This is a genomic window from Labilibaculum antarcticum, assembly GCF_002356295.1.
Classification (GTDB): domain Bacteria; phylum Bacteroidota; class Bacteroidia; order Bacteroidales; family Marinifilaceae; genus Labilibaculum; species Labilibaculum antarcticum.
On record NZ_AP018042.1, the window covers coordinates 3342788 to 3360636 of the forward strand.

Here is a 17849-nt window from a genome sequence, read left to right on the forward strand (position 1 = left end):
ATTGTTAAGTTTGAATTAGTTGCGTAATCTCACTTTTCAATAAGGATGAATCTTAAACACTTTTTTAGAGAATATTTTTCTTATACTGCTTCTGAGAAGAAAGGCTTATTGGTATTGGTCTCTTTGTTACTGATGTTATACCTATTGCCTATTATCTACCAACGAAAAGAAACATCAGAGGGCATAATTAATCAGGAAAAACAAAAGCAAATAGATAGTCTTATTTCTTCAATTGAAAATAGAGCAGAAATTAAGAAGGCTAAAATTCAGCTTGGTGAATTAGATTTTTTCGATCCAAATAAAGTTGATGAAAATGAATTGCTTCGCATTGGCTTTACTTCTTATCAAGCTAATAATCTGATTAAATTCAGAAATAAAGGGGGACGATTTAAAAAGAAAAAGGATATCCTGCAAATTTACGGGGTCAATCAAACCGATTTTGATCGATTAAGCAATTATATTATGATTCCTATTGCTGAAACGCCTGAGAAAAAGAGGAAAAGGATTGTAAAGAGAGAGTATAAGCTATTCTCTTTCGATCCAAATATTATTTCCTTTAAGGAATGGGATAGTCTGGGGGTGGAAGACGAAATAAGTAATCGCATAATAAAATATCTTGCGTCTGGGGGGCAATTTAAAAGGGCGAGCGATTTGTATAAAATTTATGGATTTGATTCGATTAAAATAACACAACTCATACCCTACGTAAAGATAATGAAGAGGTTTAAGCAAGGTTTATCGAAAGAACAACTATTTGTTCCGCTAAACACTTCTGATACCACACAGCTGAAGCAATTGCCGGGAATTGGGTCTGTATTTTCTGCTCGAATTGTTAAGTATCGAGATTTGTTGGGTGGCTTTGTTTCAAAAGATCAAATATTGGAGGTTTATGGTATTTCAAAAGAAAAATTCATTAGTATTTCACCAATGCTTGTTCTCGATTCTATTCCTGTTCGAAGGATTAAATTGAATTCGTATAACGCTGCAAAATTGAGAAAACATCCATACATCAGTTTTCGAATGGGAGATGATATCGTAAGATTTCGAGATCGAAATGGCCAATTTAGCTCCGTTGATCAGTTACGTGGTCACAAAATTGTTCCTGATTCGATATTTATTAAATTAGTTCCTTATTTGGATTTAAAATAGAAAGTTGGCTAGAAGCTAAGAAAGCATTGGTAATTTCTTATCTTTGTGCTCTCATTCATGACCGTAATTTCCTTGTTTGAAGTAAAATTGTATACTTTTCTTCAAATATATTTGAATTATAGTGAATGAATTGATAAATTTGCGGCTCAGTAATGAAAAATTAATATTAAAAGAAGAAAATTATGATTATTATTCCTATGAAAGAAGGCGAAAATATTGAAAGAGCCTTAAAAAAATTCAAAAGAAAATTCGAAAAGACTGGAGTAATCAAAGAACTTAGATCAAGAAAGGATTATACTAAGCCATCTGTAAAGAAAAGAGTTGAAAAGTTACATGCTATCTACGTTCAGAATATGCAAGAGAACGAAGATTAATTTTTTTAATTCCTTGATATCTTAATTTTTCGTATCTTGGATTATCCTGTGGGATAAATATCCTGGATGTATGAGTTATAAGGAATCTTTTCTGTCTTATTTACAGTTTGAAAAACGATATTCGGTACACACAATTCTATCTTACGATTGTGATTTAACTCAATTTTTTGATTTTATGTCGAAAATTGAAGTTGAGGAGATCATAGATGTGAATTTTAAGAATGTGCGGAAGTGGATCGTTTTTTTAATGAATGAAGGTAACTCTTCACGAACAGTAAATCGGAAATTGTCTACTTTGAAATCCTTTTTTAAATTCTTGTTGCGAGAATCTGTTATCGAAACCAATCCTATGGATCGGGTTGTTGGGCCAAGGCAAGGAAAGAAACTTCCAGGTTTTGTCGCTGAGCATGCAATGCAGTTGTTGCGAGAAGTTGATTTTGGAGAAGGATTTGAAGGGGTTAGAGATAGATTGGTTGTGGAAATGTTTTATCAAACTGGCATGCGTTTGTCAGAATTGATGAATCTTAGAATGACTAGTTTTGATCGGCAAACTTCTTTGGTGAAGGTTTTAGGTAAACGAAATAAGGAAAGAATCATTCCGGTAAGCAAAAGTCTAGAAAAACTTCTTGATGAGTATCTTGAAGTTAAAAATGGAACTTTTGATGAGAGGAGTGGTTTTCTTTTTGTAACTAAAAAGGGGGTGCCTGTATACGAAAAGTTGTTGTATCGAATAGTGACAAAGCATTTGTCCAAGATTACAACACTTGCCAAGCGAAGTCCACATGTATTGCGACATACGTTCGCAACACATTTGTTGAATAACGGGGCCGAATTGAATGCGGTTAAAGAATTGTTGGGTCATTCCAATCTTTCTGCGACGCAAATTTATACTCATACTACATTCGAGCGTTTAAATAAAGTATATAAACAAGCTCATCCAAGAGCATAAAATGTGGAGGTAAATTGTATGATAAATATTCAATCAATCGGTTTTGTTGCAGATGTTAAGCTTGAAACTTTTATTCAGAGTAAATTGGATAAGTTATTGAAACTTGATGATGATGTTGTTGGAGTGGAGGTTTTTCTTCGTTTGGAGAAATCTGCTATAATGGAAAATAAAATGGTGGAAATTATTTTAGATTTAAAAGGTGCTGATTTGTTTGCAAAAAAACAAAGTCAAAGCTTTGAAGAGTCTACTGATATGGTAATTGAAGCTCTTCGTCGTCAGCTTGTAAAACACAAAGAAAAACTTCGCGCAAAATAATCGTAAAAAACTTACGATTAGCTTGTGATAAATTTAAAATATCTTTACATTTGCAAACCATTTTTAGGGAAAAGTATGCCCTGTTAAATAGATAGTTTGTAAGTTGCCGATATAGCTCAGTTGGTCAGAGCAGCTGATTTGTAATCAGCAGGTCGTGGGTTCGAATCCCTCTATCGGCTCGGTAATTTATTTTTTTTTGGGGAGATACCAAAGTGGCCAACTGGGACGGACTGTAACTCCGTTGACTTCGTCTTCGCAGGTTCGAATCCTGCTCTCCCCACAATTATAAAAGAGAAGAAGTCTTTGTGTTTCTTTTTTTTGCGGGAATAGCTCAGTTGATAGAGCATCAGCCTTCCAAGCTGAGGGTCGCGAGTTTGAGTCTCGTTTCCCGCTCACATTTTTGTAATTGCCGTTGTAGCTCAGGGGTAGAGCGCTTCCTTGGTAAGGAAGAGGTCATGAGTTCAATTCTCATCAATGGCTCAGAAATATATTGTATTGTTTTTAAATTGTTGTCTAATTTTAATTAACTTTTTGAGTTATGGCTAAAGAACATTTTGATAGGTCAAAACCACACGTAAATATTGGTACTATCGGTCACGTAGATCACGGTAAAACTACCTTAACTGCTGCGATCACAACTGTGTTAGCAAAAAAAGGTTTTTGCGAGATAAAATCTTTTGATTCTATCGATAATGCACCTGAAGAAAAAGAAAGAGGTATTACTATTAATACTGCTCACGTTGAATATTCAACTGAGAATCGTCATTACGCTCACGTTGACTGTCCTGGTCACGCGGATTACGTAAAGAACATGGTAACTGGTGCTGCTCAGATGGATGGTGCTATTTTGGTTTGTGCTGCAACTGATGGTCCTATGCCTCAAACTCGTGAGCACATCTTGTTGGCTCGTCAGGTAAACGTACCTAAAATGGTTGTTTTCTTGAACAAAGTTGACATGGTTGACGATGAAGAGATGCTTGAGTTAGTAGAGATGGAAGTTCGTGAGCTTTTAGATTTTTACGATTTTGATGGAGATAATACTCCTATCATCGCTGGATCTGCTCTAGGTGGATTGAATGGTGAGCCAGAGTGGGAAGATAAAATTCTTGAGCTTATGGCTGCTGTTGATTCTTGGATTCCACTTCCTCCACGTGATGTAGATAAGCCTTTCTTGATGCCAGTTGAAGATGTATTCTCTATCACAGGTCGTGGTACAGTTGCAACAGGACGTATCGAAACAGGTATCGTTAAAACAGGTGAAGAGCTTCAAATTATTGGTTTGGGTGCTGAAGGAATGAAAACAGTTTGTACTGGTGTTGAGATGTTTCGTAAGATTTTAGACGAAGGTCGTGCCGGTGATAATGTTGGAATGTTATTAAGAGGTATTGATAAATCAGCTATTAAGCGTGGTATGGTTATCTGTCACCCTAAAACAATCACTCCTCATACAAAGATTAAAGCTGAGATTTATGTGTTGAAGAAAGAAGAAGGCGGTCGTCATACTCCTTTTCACAACAGATATCGTCCTCAATTCTATATCAGAACACTTGATGTAACTGGTGAGATCACTCTTCCAGAAGGAGTAGAAATGGTAATGCCAGGTGATAACGTAACAATTAACGTTGAGTTAATCACTCCAGTTGCTTGTTCTATAGGTTTACGTTTTGCTATGCGTGAAGGTGGTAGAACAGTAGGTGCTGGTCAGATTACTGAAATTGTTGAGTAATTAAAATATATAGGGATTGATCTGGTTTTGTCCGGATCAATCTTAATATAGACGGGTGTAGCTCAGCTGGTAGAGCACTGGTCTCCAAAACCAGGTGTCGGGAGTTCGAGTCTCTCCACCCGTGCAAAGACAAACAAGCCTTATGAAACTAAAAATTTATTTTGAAGAAGTTTATAAAGAACTAGTTCAGAAAGTATCTTGGCCATCATGGTCTGAACTTCAGAGTAGTGCGATCGTTGTAATGGTTGCTTCCGCTATTATTGCAACAGCGATTTTCGCTATGGACTTTGGGTTCAGAAATTTGATGGATGTTATATACAGTATGTTTTACTAATTCCTGAAAGAAACATGGTTGAAATTGATAGAAAATGGTATGTTCTTAGGACTGTCGGAGGAAAAGAGAAGAAAGTCAAAGAATATATTGATAGTGAAATTTCTAATCTAGGTCTGCAGGAGTATGTATCACAGGTTCTAATTCCTACCGAAAGAGTATTTCAAGTACGTAACGGTAAGAAGATTAGCAAGGAAAGAATTTTCTTACCTGGCTATATTCTTATTGAAGTAGCGCTCGTTGGTGAAATTCCTCACATCCTTCGTGGTATCACGAATGTGATTGGCTTCCTGGGGGATACTAAAGGCGGCGCTCCAACACCAATGCGAATGTCAGAAGTGAATCGTATTCTTGGAAAGGTCGATGAATTATCTAATAAAGATGAGGAAATTAATATTCCTTATTTTGTTGGAGAAATGATTAAGGTAACGGATGGACCGTTTAATGGTTTTACCGGCGTGATTGAAGAGGTTAATCCTGAGAAGAAGAAACTAAAAGTTATGGTTAAAATCTTCGGAAGAAAGACACCTCTTGAGTTAAGTTTCATGCAAGTAGAAAAAGAATAATTAAATCCTTAGAAAAGAAAGCTATGGCTAAAGAAGTTGCAGGATTAATAAAATTGCAGATCAAAGGTGGTGCTGCAAATCCTTCACCCCCAGTAGGACCGGCGTTAGGTGCTAAAGGGGTTAATATTATGGATTTTTGTAAACAATTCAACGCAAGAACACAAGATCAAGCTGGGAAAATAATTCCTGTCGTGATCACAGTTTATTCTGATAGTTCTTTCGAATTTATTACAAAAACTCCTCCCGTTGCTGTTCAAATTCTAGAAGCTGCTAAATTAAAATCAGGATCTGCTGAACCAAATCGTGTTAAGGTTGGTTCTATTTCTTGGGATCAAGTTCGCTTGATCGCAGAAGGAAAGATGAAAGATTTGAATGCTTTTAAAATTGAAAGCGCCATGAGTATGGTGGCTGGAACAGCGAGAAGTATGGGTGTCACTATTAGTGGTGATAGTCCTCTTAATCAATAACAATAAATACTGCAAGTAAAATGGGTAAACTAACAAAAAATAGTAAGTTAGCTTCAGCGAAAGTGGAGACTGGTAAGCTATATTCTATCGACGAGGCAGCAAAATTGGTTAAGGAGATTACTTTCACCAAATTTGACGCTTCATTTGATATGGATGTTCGCTTAGGAGTTGACCCAAGAAAAGCTAACCAAATGGTACGTGGAGTTGTTACTCTTCCTCATGGTACTGGTAAAGATGTTCGTGTTTTAGTTCTTTGTACTCCTGATAAGGAAGAAGAAGCTAAAGCTGCAGGTGCTGACTTTGTTGGCCTTGACGAGTATGTTGCCAAGATCAAAGGAGGATGGACTGACGTTGATGTTATCATCACCATGCCTACCGTTATGGCAAAAGTTGGAGCATTAGGACGAGTTTTAGGACCACGTGGTTTAATGCCAAATCCTAAATCGGGTACTGTTACAATGGATATTGCTAAGGCTGTAGCCGAAGTGAAAGCTGGAAAGATTGATTTTAAGGTCGATAAATATGGTATCATTCACTCTTCAATTGGAAAAGTATCTTTCGATGTAGAAAAAATTCAGGATAATGCTAAAGAATTTTTTGGTATTATCAATAAATTGAAACCTTCTTCAGCAAAAGGAACCTATGTTAAGAGTGTGTACCTGTCAAGTACAATGAGCGCTGGTATCCAAGTGGATGTCAAGTCATTACTTGACTAATTTTAATTATTAATCAAGACCTTAGTAATCATGAAAAGGGAACAAAAAATTCAGATTATTGATAGCTTGACGGAGGAAATCAACGCTTCAAATCATTTATATCTTACTGACATCTCAGACATGAGTGCAGACAAAACATCTACTCTTCGTAGAGTGTGTTTTGAAAAAGACGTAAAATTGATTGTTGTGAAGAATACACTTCTTCGAATTGCTTTGGAAAAAGCAGAGGGTGATTTTGAAGGTTTAAATGTAGCACTTAAGGGATCTACTTCTCTTATGCTATCGGAAACTGGAAATTCCCCTGCAAAGCTTATCAAAGAGTTCCGTAAGGGACATGATAAACCTATCCTGAAAGCGGCTTTTGTTGAACAATCGCTTTATATTGGAGACAATGAGCTAGATGCTCTTTGTTCAATCAAATCTAAAGAAGAACTTATTGGTGATATTGTTGCTGCGCTTCAATCTCCAATCAAGAATGTTATTTCTTCCTTGGAATCAGGAAAGAATATCATAGCTGGTGTTGTAAAGACACTTTCAGAAAAAGAGTAATATATTTAGTAAATTAAATTTTAAAAACTGACGGAAAATGGCAGATTTAAAAAAGTTTGCAGAAGAATTAGTTAATTTGACTGTTAAGGAAGTAAGTGAGTTAGCTACTATTTTGAAAGACGAGTATGGTATTGAGCCAGCAGCTGCGGCTGTTGTAGCTGGTCCTGCAGCAGCAGGTGCTGAGGCGGCTGCAGAGCAAACTGAATTCGATGTGATTCTTGTAGCTGCAGGTGGTTCTAAACTAGCTGTTGTGAAATTGGTTAAGGAATTAACTGGTCTTGGATTGAAGGAAGCTAAGGCTGTAGTTGATGCTGCACCAGCTCCATTAAAAGAAAAAGTTTCTAAGGAAGAAGCTGAAGCACTTAAAGCACAATTAGAAGAAGCTGGAGCTGAAGTTGAACTTAAATAGAAGCGCTAAAACCTATATATAGGGTTATTTTGGTTTAGAGTTCCTAACCGGGACTCTAAGCCTTTTTGTTGTTTATTATCGTTTAGGTTCAATTAATTTTAAGTAAATGTCTTCAAATACAATTAGTCAAAGAATTAGTTTTACTTCAAATAAAAATCAGTTTCTATATCCTGATTTTTTGGAAGTACAATTGAAATCTTTTCAAGACTTTTTTCAGCTGGAAACTACCCCGGAGAAAAGAACGAACGAAGGATTATTTAAAGTATTTAGTGAGAATTTTCCAATTACTGATACTAGAAATAATTTCGTGTTGGAGTTTCTCGACTATTTTGTTGATCCACCCCGCTACGCTATTGAAGAATGTATCGAACGAGGCTTAACTTATAGTGTTCCACTAAAAGCAAAGCTAAAACTTTACTGTACTGATCCGGAACATGAGGATTTTGATACTGTTATTCAGGATGTATATCTTGGAACAGTTCCTTACATGACTGAAAAAGGTACTTTCGTAGTAAACGGAGCAGAACGTGTTATTGTTTCTCAGCTTCACCGTTCACCAGGCGTGTTCTTTGGACAAAGTGTACACGCTAATGGAACCAAATTATATTCCGCCAGAATTATTCCATTTAAAGGTTCTTGGATTGAGTTCGCAACAGACATCAACAATGTTATGTTTGCGTACATTGATCGTAAGAAAAAACTTCCAGTTACTACATTGCTACGTGCAATTGGTTACGAAAGTGATAAGGATATTTTAGAGATTTTCGATCTGGCTGATGAGATTAAGGTTTCAAAAACCGGACTCAAAAAAGTTGTAGGTCGCAAGCTTGCTGCTCGTGTTCTTAAGTCTTGGGTTGAAGACTTTGTGGATGAAGATACAGGAGAGGTAGTATCTATTGAACGTAATGAGGTTATTATTGATCGTGAGACAATACTTGAACCAGAACATATAGAAGAAATTCTTGAGTCAGGGGCAAAAACTATATTATTGCATAAAGAAGAGCAAAATCAAGCTGATTATGCAATTATTTATAATACTTTGCAGAAAGATCCTTGTAACTCTGAAAAAGAGGCAGTTCTTCACATTTATCGTCAGTTAAGAAATTCTGAGCCACCAGATGAGGCTACAGCTCGAGACGTAATCGATAAATTATTTTTCTCGGATAAACGTTACGATTTAGGTGATGTTGGTCGATATCGTATTAACAAGAAGTTAGGCTTAAATACAGCTAACGATACTAAGGTATTGACAAAAGAAGATATTATTGAAATTATCAAGTATCTTATAAAATTATTGAATGCACGTACTGATGTTGATGATATTGATCACCTTAGTAATCGTCGTGTTCGTACCGTTGGAGAACAACTACACACTCAATTTGGTGTTGGTTTAGCTCGTATGGCTCGTACTATTCGTGAAAGAATGAATGTTCGAGACAATGAGGTTTTTACTCCAATTGACTTGATTAATTCAAAAACACTTTCTTCTGTTATTAATTCCTTCTTTGGAACTAATGCACTATCTCAATTTATGGATCAAACGAATCCTCTTGCTGAGATAACACACAAAAGAAGAATGTCAGCACTTGGGCCTGGTGGTCTGTCTCGTGAAAGAGCAGGTTTTGAGGTTCGAGATGTTCACTATACACATTATGGACGATTATGTCCTATCGAAACTCCAGAGGGACCAAATATTGGTTTGATATCTTCTCTTTGTGTTTACGCAAAGATTAATAACCTTGGATTTATCGAAACTCCATATCGTAGAGTTACTAATGGTATAGTTGATTTATCTAACGAAGGAGTTAAGTATTTGTCTGCTGAAGAGGAGGAAGGGTTAATTATTGCACAAGCAAATGCACCTGTTAACGAAGATGGATCTTTTGTAAATACAAAAGCAAAATCTCGTATGGATGGTGATTTCCCTTTTACGGAAGTGGAGAAGTTGAATTTGATGGACGTAGCTCCTAATCAAATTGCATCTATTGCAGCTTCGTTGATTCCTTTCCTTGAACATGATGATGCTAACCGTGCTTTGATGGGTTCGAATATGATGCGTCAGGCAGTACCAGTTATTAGTCCTGAATCACCGATTGTTGGAACAGGTTTGGAGTCTAATCTTGTAAGAGATTCAAGAACTCAGATTTGTGCCGAAGGTGAAGGTGTAATCGAATTTGTTGATGCAACAAAGATCGTGATTGATTATGAGCGTTCTGAGCATGAGGTATTTATTAGTTTCGAGGGGAATAGTAAAACTTATTTACTACCTAAATACGGCAAAACTAACCAAGGGACTACGATGGACCTTAAACCGATTGTTTCAAAAGGTGAAAGAGTTACTAAAGGTCAAATTCTTACAGATGGATATGCTACTCAATTAGGAGAACTTGCTCTTGGTCGTAACCTTAAGGTTGCATTTATGCCTTGGAAAGGTTACAATTATGAGGATGCAATTGTTATTTCGGAGCGTATTGTTAAGGATGATGTCTTTACTTCGGTTCACGTTGATGAGTACTCACTGGAAGTGCGCGATACAAAACGTGGTATGGAGGAATTAACATCTGATATTCCTAACGTTAGTGAAGAGGCAACAAGAAATCTGGATGAGAATGGATTGATTCGTATTGGTGCTATTGTTGAACCTGGTGATATCCTAATTGGTAAGATTACCCCTAAAGGTGAATCTGATCCTTCTCCGGAAGAAAAATTACTTCGTGCTATTTTTGGTGATAAAGCGGGTGATGTAAAAGATGCTTCATTGAAAGCTTCTCCTTCATTGCGTGGTGTTATTATCAACAAGAAGTTATTCTCTCGTTCAATGCGCGATCGTAAGTCGAAGCAATCTGACAAGCCATTAATCCTCAAATTGGACGAAGAGCTCGAGCATCAGAGATTTGAATTAAGGAATATAGTGATTGATAAATTATTCGTTCTTGTAAATGGAAAAACTTCTCAAGGTGTTAAGGATTACTTAAGTGTAGATGTTATTACCAAGGGAGTTAAATTTACTCAAAAACTTTTAGCGGAAATAAACTTTTTGGAGATTAATCCTAATAAGTGGACTACCGATAAAGATAAGAACGAGACAATTAATAAATTACTGCACAATTACATCCTCAAGTACAAAGAACTTGAAGGTGCTAACAAGCGTAAGAAATATAATGTTACCATTGGAGATGAAATGCCAGCAGGTATTATTCAAATGGCCAAAGTTTATGTGGCTAAGAAGCGTAAGCTTCAAATTGGTGATAAAATGGCAGGTCGACATGGTAATAAAGGTATTGTATCACGTGTAGTACGTGAAGAAGATATGCCATTCCTTGAAGACGGAACTACAGTAGATATTTGTTTGAATCCACTTGGTGTGCCATCACGTATGAACCTTGGACAGGTATTTGAAACTGTACTAGGTTGGGCAGGAAAAGAACTTGGATTGAAATTTGCGACACCTATCTTTGACGGTGCATCTCTTGATGAGATCACTGAATATACAGATAGAGCTGGAGTACCAGCCTTTGGTAAAGCTTATTTACATGATGGTGGAACTGGACTTAGATTTGATCAGCCAGCAACAGTAGGTATTATTTACATGCTGAAACTGGGTCACATGGTTGATGATAAAATGCACGCACGTTCTATTGGACCCTATTCATTGATTACTCAGCAACCTCTAGGAGGTAAAGCACAGTTTGGTGGTCAGCGTTTTGGAGAGATGGAGGTTTGGGCACTTGAGGCCTTTGGTGCAGCTCATATCTTACAGGAAATCCTAACCGTTAAATCGGATGATGTAGTGGGTAGAGCGAAAGCCTACGAAGCTATTGTTAAGGGTGATCCAATGCCTAGTCCTGGAATACCAGAATCTCTTAATGTATTATTACATGAACTAAGAGGTTTAGGGTTGAGCGTTAAATTAGTATAAGCCTTTTTATAAAGCGAATGTTGGGATTTTCCCCGCATTCGCCTTGCTTGAAACAAAATTGTTAATTTCCTAATTTTCAACATATGGCATTCAGAAGAGATAACAAAGTAAAGAGTAGTTTTACAAAAATCTCTATCAGTCTCGCTTCACCGGAAGAGATCTTAGAAAGATCCAGTGGTGAAGTTTTAAAGCCTGAAACTATCAACTATCGTACTTATAAGCCAGAACGTGACGGATTATTCTGTGAAAGAATTTTCGGTCCTGTAAAAGATTATGAGTGCCATTGTGGTAAATACAAACGTATCCGATATAGAGGGATTGTTTGTGATCGATGTGGTGTTGAGGTAACCGAGAAAAAGGTAAGACGTGAGCGAATGGGACACATTCAATTAGTTGTACCTGTTGCCCACATCTGGTATTTTAAATCGTTACCAAATAAGATAGGTTACCTGTTAGGTTTACCTACTAAAAAGCTTGATGCAATTATTTACTATGAAAGATATGTAGTAATTAATGCTGGAATTAAAGCTGCTGACGGTATTAAATACCTCGACTTCCTTACAGAAGAGGAGTATCTTGATATTCTTGATGAGCTTCCTGCAGATCAGGTGCATCTTGATGATGATGATCCAAATAAGTTTATTGCTCAAATGGGGGCAAATGCTTTATTTAGCTTATTAGCTCGTATAGATCTTGATGCTCTTTCGTATGATTTGCGTCATAAAGCAAATACCGAGACTTCTCAGCAACGTAAAAACGAAGCTTTAAAAAGACTTCAGGTAACTGAATCTTTCCGTGGCTCAAAAGGAGTCAATCGTCCTGAGTGGATGATTGTTAAGGTTGTGCCTGTAATTCCACCGGAATTACGTCCTTTAGTACCATTGGATGGGGGTCGTTTTGCAACTTCCGATTTGAATGATTTGTACAGAAGAGTTATTATCCGTAACAATCGTTTAAAAAGACTTATTGAAATAAAAGCGCCAGAAGTTATTCTTAGAAATGAGAAACGTATGCTTCAGGAAGCTGTTGATTCATTATTTGATAATTCACGTAAATCTAATGCAGTTAAGACTGAAAATAATCGTCCACTTAAATCTCTTTCAGATTCGTTGAAAGGTAAGCAAGGACGTTTCCGTCAAAACTTATTGGGTAAGCGTGTCGATTATTCTGCACGTTCGGTAATTGTTGTTGGACCAGATTTGAAAATGCACGAGTGTGGTTTGCCTAAAGATATGGCAGCTGAGCTTTATAAGCCATTCGTTATTCGAAAATTGATCGAACGAGGTATCGTTAAAACTGTAAAATCGGCGAAGAAGATTGTTGATCGAAAAGATCCTGTTGTTTGGGACATTCTTGAGAATGTACTAAAAGGACATCCAGTTCTTCTTAACCGTGCTCCAACACTTCACCGTTTGGGTATTCAGTCATTCCAACCAAAATTGATAGAGGGAAAAGCAATTCGTTTGCATCCACTGGCTTGTACTGGTTTTAATGCGGATTTTGATGGTGACCAGATGGCGGTTCACTTGCCTTTAGGTAATGAAGCTATCTTGGAAGCCCAAATGCTAATGTTGTGTTCACACAATATTTTGAACCCTGCTAATGGTGCACCGGTAACTGTTCCTTCTCAGGATATGGTTCTTGGTTTATATTACATTACCAAGGCAAGAAAAGGTGGAAAAGGTGAAGGATTGAATTTTTACTCTTCGGAAGAGGCGATGATTGCTTTTAATGAGAAGGCGGTTGATCTTCACAGTGCGATAAAAGTAAAAGTAAAAGATTTAAATGCAGAGGGTGAATTGGTTGATACAACCGTAGAAACTACAGTTGGTAGAATCATTCTTAACGAAGCAACTCCTCATGGTGCTGGTTTTATTAATCAATTGATTACTAAGAAAGCATTAAGAGATATTATTGGATTTATCTATAAAAAGTGTGGGGTTAATGCTTGTGCTAATTTCCTTGATGATATTAAAGATTTAGGTTATCGTAAAGCATTTGAAGGTGGACTTTCGTTTAACCTGTCTGATGTTCAGGTTCCTGCAGAAAAAGAAGCTTTAGTAGCTGACGGTTATGCTCAGGTTGAAGAAGTGTTGAGTAACTACAACATGGGTTTCATTACTAATAATGAGCGTTACAATCAGATTATTGATATTTGGACACATATTAATGCGAATCTTACTCAAACTTTGATGACCCAATTGGCTGAGGATAATCAGGGATTTAACTCTGTTTATATGATGCTTGATTCTGGAGCTCGTGGATCTAGAGAACAGATTCGTCAGCTTGGTGGTATGAGGGGATTGATGGCTAAGCCACAAAAATCTGGTGCTAAAGGTGCTCAAATTATTGAAAATCCAATTCTTTCTAACTTTAAAGAAGGTTTATCGGTACTTGAGTACTTTATTTCAACTCACGGTGCTCGTAAAGGTTTGGCGGATACGGCTCTAAAAACGGCTGATGCGGGATACTTAACTCGTCGTTTGGTTGATGTAGCACAAGATGTTATTATTAACGAACAAGATTGTGGTACTTTACGTGGACTTACTACCGCTGCAATTAAGAATCAGGAAGAGATTGTAGCTTCATTAACTGAGAGAATACTTGGTAGAACTACAGTACATGATATTTTCCATCCTATTTCTGGTGAATTAATTATTGAGGCAGGTGAGGAAATTACTGAAGAGATCTCTCTCTTAATTGAAAATTCTCCAATTGAAAAAGTTGAGATTCGTTCAGTGTTAACATGTGAGTCTAAACGAGGTGCTTGTGCGAAATGTTATGGACGTAATTTAGCTACTGGTATAGCTGTTCAAAAAGGTGAAGCTGTTGGTGTAATTGCAGCTCAATCTATTGGAGAGCCAGGTACACAGCTTACTCTTCGTACTTTCCACGTTGGGGGTACAGCAGGTAACGTTTCTGCAGAAAATTCAGTCGTATCTAAATACAATGGTTATGCTGAATATGAAGAGTTACGTGTCGTAGAGCACAAAACGGATGATAATAAAAAGTATGACGTTGTTATAGGTCGATTGGCTGAATTACGTATTGTTGATAAAAACACCAATATTACATTAACAACACATTCAATACCATACGGATCTAAACTGTATATTAAGGATGGTCAGGATGTTAAGATTGACGATCTGGTTTGTGAATGGGATCCTTATAATGCAATGATCATTACCGAATTTTCAGGAAAAGTTTCATTTGATCATTTGATTGAAGGTATTACTTTCTCTCAAGAATCAGATGAAGCAACAGGTTTTGCTGAAAAAGTGGTAACTGAATCTAAGGATAAAACAAAAAATGCGGGTGTTAGGATTTTAAATTCCAAAGGGGAAATTTTAAAAGCTTACAATCTACCAGTAGGAGCTCACGTTTCTGTATCCGAGGGTGAAATGGTTAAAGCGGGTCAGTCATTAGTGAAAATCCCTAGGGCTGTTGGTAAAACAGGTGATATCACCGGTGGTTTGCCACGTGTTACTGAGTTGTTTGAGGCTCGTAATCCTTCTAATCCTGCTGTAGTTTCAGAGGTTGATGGAGAGATTACTTTTGGTAAAATTAAGCGTGGTAATCGTGAGGTTATCGTGACAACGAAAGGAGATGATGTTAGAAAGTACTTAGTACCACTTTCAAGACAAATTCTTGTTCAGGAGAACGATTATGTAAGAGCTGGAACTCCATTATCTGATGGTGCGACTACTCCTGCTGATATTCTTGCCATTAAAGGACCAACTAAAGTACAGGAATATATCGTGAATGAAGTTCAGGATGTATATCGTATGCAGGGTGTGAAAATTAATGACAAACATTTTGAAATTATCGTTCGTCAAATGATGCGTAAGGTAATTGTTGATGATCAGGGAGATACTAAATTCTTGGAAAAACAGGTTATCGATAAAATGGCTATCATGGCTGAAAATGATGAAATTTTCGGAAAGAAAGTTGTTGTTGATGGTGGCGATTCTGAAGAATTGAAACCTGGAATGGTTGTTTCTTCAAGAATACTGAGAGATGCTAACTCGGTATTGAGAAGAAGAGACTTGAAACTAGTTGAAGCTCGTGAAGCAATTCCTGCTACATCGACTCAGATTCTTCAAGGTATTACACGTGCTGCTCTTCAAACTAAGAGTTTTATCTCAGCTGCTTCCTTCCAGGAAACAACTAAGGTTCTTAATGAAGCTGCAATTAGCGGTAAAGTTGATAATCTTGAAGGTTTGAAAGAGAATGTAATTTGTGGTCATCTTATTCCTGCAGGTACTGGTTTACGCGAGTACAGGGATGTAGTTGTTGGCGCAAAAGCTGAATACGAAAAACTGTTAGATTCTAAGTCAAAAGAATATTAAGAGTTACTCTAAGTTATATAAAGGGTGTTTTCATTTTGAAAACACCCTTTTTTATTTTTCTATTTAGTCGTAATAGAGAATATTTTCATAATTTAGCAGGAGGACAAATTATCTAATTATAAAATACAATCATGAACGATAAAAAAAAATCTAACCAAATAGATATTCAATTGAAGGAAGATGTTGCTCAGGGAACTTACTCAAACCTTGCCGTAATAACTCATTCGAGTTCAGAATTTGTAGTGGATTTTGTGAGAATCATGCCGGGAATTCCAAAAGCTGATGTTAAATCGCGAATCATTCTTACTCCAGAGCATGCAAAGAGATTGATGATGGCTTTACAAGATAACATTCGAAAATTTGAGTCTCTTCATGGGCCGATCAAAGTGGAAGATAACCAAGGACCACAAGGGACTGTAATGCCAATGAGTTTTGGTCCTACTGGGCAAGCATAATAGTAAGCAAATAAATATGAACCGGAAAATAGTTACTGTTTTCCGGTTTTGTTATTATTCACGGTAAGTAGTCAAATTGCTTGTTGTTTTTTGTATTGACTTTTTTTTGATACTTATTAGAAACCAAATAAATATTGAGATTGCGACAAGTATTCCCAATAGAATCCCCAATTGGGCGTTTATTGCCAGACCACCATTTTTGTTGGGCGCAACTAATAAATAAGTAAAGCAGATTGCAGTCATAAATAGAGCTGGGATGCTCAGGTATAAATGATTCTTACCTTCTTTTGCTAAATACATAGCGGCAGTCCATAACATCACCATAGAAAGAATTTGATTGGATAAACCAAGGTATTTCCAAATTGTAGAAAATTCAAGTTGGGATAGAATGAATCCAACAGCAAACAAAGGTATGGATATTAATAATCTACTTTTTATTGATTTTTGCTTGTAGTTAAATATATCAGCAATTGTAAGCCGGGCACTGCGAAAAGCGGTGTCACCTGTTGTGATGGGACAAGCAATTACTCCAATAATTGCAAATACAGCTCCAATTTTCCCTAGCCATGTATTGCATATTTCATTAACGATCCAGGCAGGATTGTGACCAGAAGCGATGGTTGAATTCAACTCATGAGCATTGCCAAAAAAGTTCATGGCAGCGGTGGCCCAAATGATTGCAACTATTCCTTCTGCAATCATTGCTCCATAAAAAACGGGTCTGCCAAAACTTTCTTTTTTCATACAACGAGCCATCATTGGTGATTGAGTAGAATGAAATCCAGAAATGGCACCGCAGGAAATTACGATAAACATCATTGGAAAAAGTATATTTTGTGTGGGATTCACATGTAGGTTTTTCAATTCTTCAATTGATATCTCATTCAATACGATACTGCCATTCATTCCTTTATAAATCAATACGCCTGCTATACTTACTGCCATAAGTAATAGTGAGATACCAAAAAACGGATAAATTTTACCAATAATTTTATTAATTGGAAGTAGAGTTGCGAGTAAATAGTAGGAGAATATGCCATAAAGCCACCAGTTTAATCCACCTCCGGTTAAATCTGTGAGTAATCCGGCTGGACCGGTAACAAATGCTACTCCAACAAATAAAAGTAATAGAATTGTGAATACTCTTATGAAATTCTGTATACCCGGGCCTAAATACTTACCAACAATTTCAGGAAGGCTTGCTCCCTCGTTTCGAATGGAAAGCATTCCTGAAAAATAATCATGGCTTGCTCCCATAAATATGCAACCAAAAACAATCCAAATATATGCAATGGGACCATACATGGCACCTAAAATTGCTCCAAAAATAGGTCCTAGGCCTGCAATGTTAAGAAATTGAATGGTGAACATTTTCCAAGTTGGCATTGTTATAAAATCAACACCATCTTCCAATCTAACGGCTGGTGTTTCAATGGTGTCATCAGCACCAAAAAATCGTTCTATAAATTTTCCATAGAAAATATATCCTAGAATTAATGCAAATATTGCGCCTAAAAAAGTGATCATGTCTTTTATTCAATCTTGTTTATTTAAACAAAATTAAAATTTTAATTG

The 17849-nt window shown here is 36.7% G+C and carries 15 protein-coding genes and 5 tRNA genes; 19 read left to right on the forward strand and 1 reads right to left on the reverse strand.

Features of this window, described 5'->3' with window-relative positions:
• Positions 1 to 45: 45 nt before the first annotated feature.
• The 19 genes from ALGA_RS13210 to ALGA_RS13300 all read left to right on the forward strand — a co-directional run bounded on the left by ALGA_RS13210 (position 46) and on the right by ALGA_RS13300 (position 16274).
• Positions 46 to 1149: a helix-hairpin-helix domain-containing protein gene (locus ALGA_RS13210; protein ID WP_096429743.1), complete on the forward strand. Its 1104-nt coding sequence runs from the start codon at positions 46 to 48 to the stop codon at positions 1147 to 1149.
• A gap of 182 nt (positions 1150 to 1331) precedes the next feature.
• The gene (gene rpsU / locus ALGA_RS13215; RefSeq protein WP_096429744.1) at positions 1332 to 1523 is read left to right on the forward strand and encodes a 30S ribosomal protein S21; all 192 of its coding nucleotides are present in this window, start codon (positions 1332 to 1334) and stop codon (positions 1521 to 1523) included.
• A 70-nt stretch (positions 1524 to 1593) separates the two neighbouring features.
• Positions 1594 to 2472: a tyrosine-type recombinase/integrase gene (locus ALGA_RS13220; protein WP_096429745.1), complete on the forward strand. Its 879-nt coding sequence runs from the start codon at positions 1594 to 1596 to the stop codon at positions 2470 to 2472.
• An 18-nt stretch (positions 2473 to 2490) separates the two neighbouring features.
• A complete protein-coding gene (hpf, locus tag ALGA_RS13225) occupies positions 2491 to 2787 on the forward strand; it encodes a ribosome hibernation-promoting factor, HPF/YfiA family (RefSeq protein WP_096429746.1) in 297 nt (98 codons plus the stop codon).
• A gap of 105 nt (positions 2788 to 2892) precedes the next feature.
• Positions 2893 to 2966 (forward strand) — tRNA-Thr (locus ALGA_RS13230).
• Positions 2967 to 2985: 19 nt separating this feature from the next.
• A tRNA-Tyr gene (locus ALGA_RS13235) sits at positions 2986 to 3067 on the forward strand.
• A 40-nt stretch (positions 3068 to 3107) separates the two neighbouring features.
• Positions 3108 to 3180 (forward strand) — tRNA-Gly (locus tag ALGA_RS13240).
• A 15-nt stretch (positions 3181 to 3195) separates the two neighbouring features.
• A tRNA-Thr gene (locus tag ALGA_RS13245) sits at positions 3196 to 3267 on the forward strand.
• Positions 3268 to 3325: 58 nt separating this feature from the next.
• Positions 3326 to 4513, forward strand: a complete 1188-nt coding sequence (tuf, locus tag ALGA_RS13250) for an elongation factor Tu (protein WP_096429747.1) — start codon at positions 3326 to 3328, stop codon at positions 4511 to 4513.
• Between the two features lie 51 nt (positions 4514 to 4564).
• Positions 4565 to 4637, forward strand: a tRNA-Trp gene (locus ALGA_RS13255).
• 18 nt (positions 4638 to 4655) lie between these two features.
• Positions 4656 to 4847: a preprotein translocase subunit SecE gene (secE, locus tag ALGA_RS13260; RefSeq protein WP_096429748.1), complete on the forward strand. Its 192-nt coding sequence runs from the start codon at positions 4656 to 4658 to the stop codon at positions 4845 to 4847.
• Between the two features lie 14 nt (positions 4848 to 4861).
• Positions 4862 to 5410: a transcription termination/antitermination protein NusG gene (nusG, locus tag ALGA_RS13265; RefSeq protein WP_096429749.1), complete on the forward strand. Its 549-nt coding sequence runs from the start codon at positions 4862 to 4864 to the stop codon at positions 5408 to 5410.
• A 23-nt stretch (positions 5411 to 5433) separates the two neighbouring features.
• Positions 5434 to 5877: a 50S ribosomal protein L11 gene (gene rplK / locus ALGA_RS13270; RefSeq protein WP_096429750.1), complete on the forward strand. Its 444-nt coding sequence runs from the start codon at positions 5434 to 5436 to the stop codon at positions 5875 to 5877.
• 20 nt (positions 5878 to 5897) lie between these two features.
• Positions 5898 to 6593, forward strand: a complete 696-nt coding sequence (gene rplA, locus ALGA_RS13275) for a 50S ribosomal protein L1 (protein ID WP_096429751.1) — start codon at positions 5898 to 5900, stop codon at positions 6591 to 6593.
• 30 nt (positions 6594 to 6623) lie between these two features.
• Positions 6624 to 7142 carry a 50S ribosomal protein L10 gene (rplJ, locus tag ALGA_RS13280; RefSeq protein WP_096429752.1) on the forward strand — a complete coding sequence of 173 codons (519 nt, stop codon included), beginning with the start codon at positions 6624 to 6626 and terminating at the stop codon, positions 7140 to 7142.
• A 37-nt stretch (positions 7143 to 7179) separates the two neighbouring features.
• A complete protein-coding gene (gene rplL, locus ALGA_RS13285; protein WP_096429754.1) occupies positions 7180 to 7551 on the forward strand; it encodes a 50S ribosomal protein L7/L12 in 372 nt (123 codons plus the stop codon).
• Between the two features lie 106 nt (positions 7552 to 7657).
• Positions 7658 to 11470 (forward strand): DNA-directed RNA polymerase subunit beta, encoded by a 3813-nt coding sequence (gene rpoB, locus ALGA_RS13290; protein WP_096429760.1) that lies wholly within the window; start codon positions 7658 to 7660, stop codon positions 11468 to 11470.
• A gap of 83 nt (positions 11471 to 11553) precedes the next feature.
• Positions 11554 to 15819 carry a DNA-directed RNA polymerase subunit beta' gene (rpoC, locus tag ALGA_RS13295; RefSeq protein WP_096429762.1) on the forward strand — a complete coding sequence of 1422 codons (4266 nt, stop codon included), beginning with the start codon at positions 11554 to 11556 and terminating at the stop codon, positions 15817 to 15819.
• Positions 15820 to 15950: 131 nt separating this feature from the next.
• Entirely contained in the window at positions 15951 to 16274 is a 324-nt protein-coding gene (locus tag ALGA_RS13300) for a DUF3467 domain-containing protein (RefSeq protein WP_096429764.1), read from the forward strand.
• 54 nt (positions 16275 to 16328) lie between these two features.
• On the opposite strand, the gene ALGA_RS13305 is transcribed toward ALGA_RS13300, so the two are convergent.
• Complete coding sequence (locus tag ALGA_RS13305) at positions 16329 to 17801, reverse strand: carbon starvation CstA family protein (RefSeq protein ID WP_096429766.1); 1473 nt, start codon at positions 17799 to 17801, stop codon at positions 16329 to 16331.
• Positions 17802 to 17849: the final 48 nt, after the last annotated feature.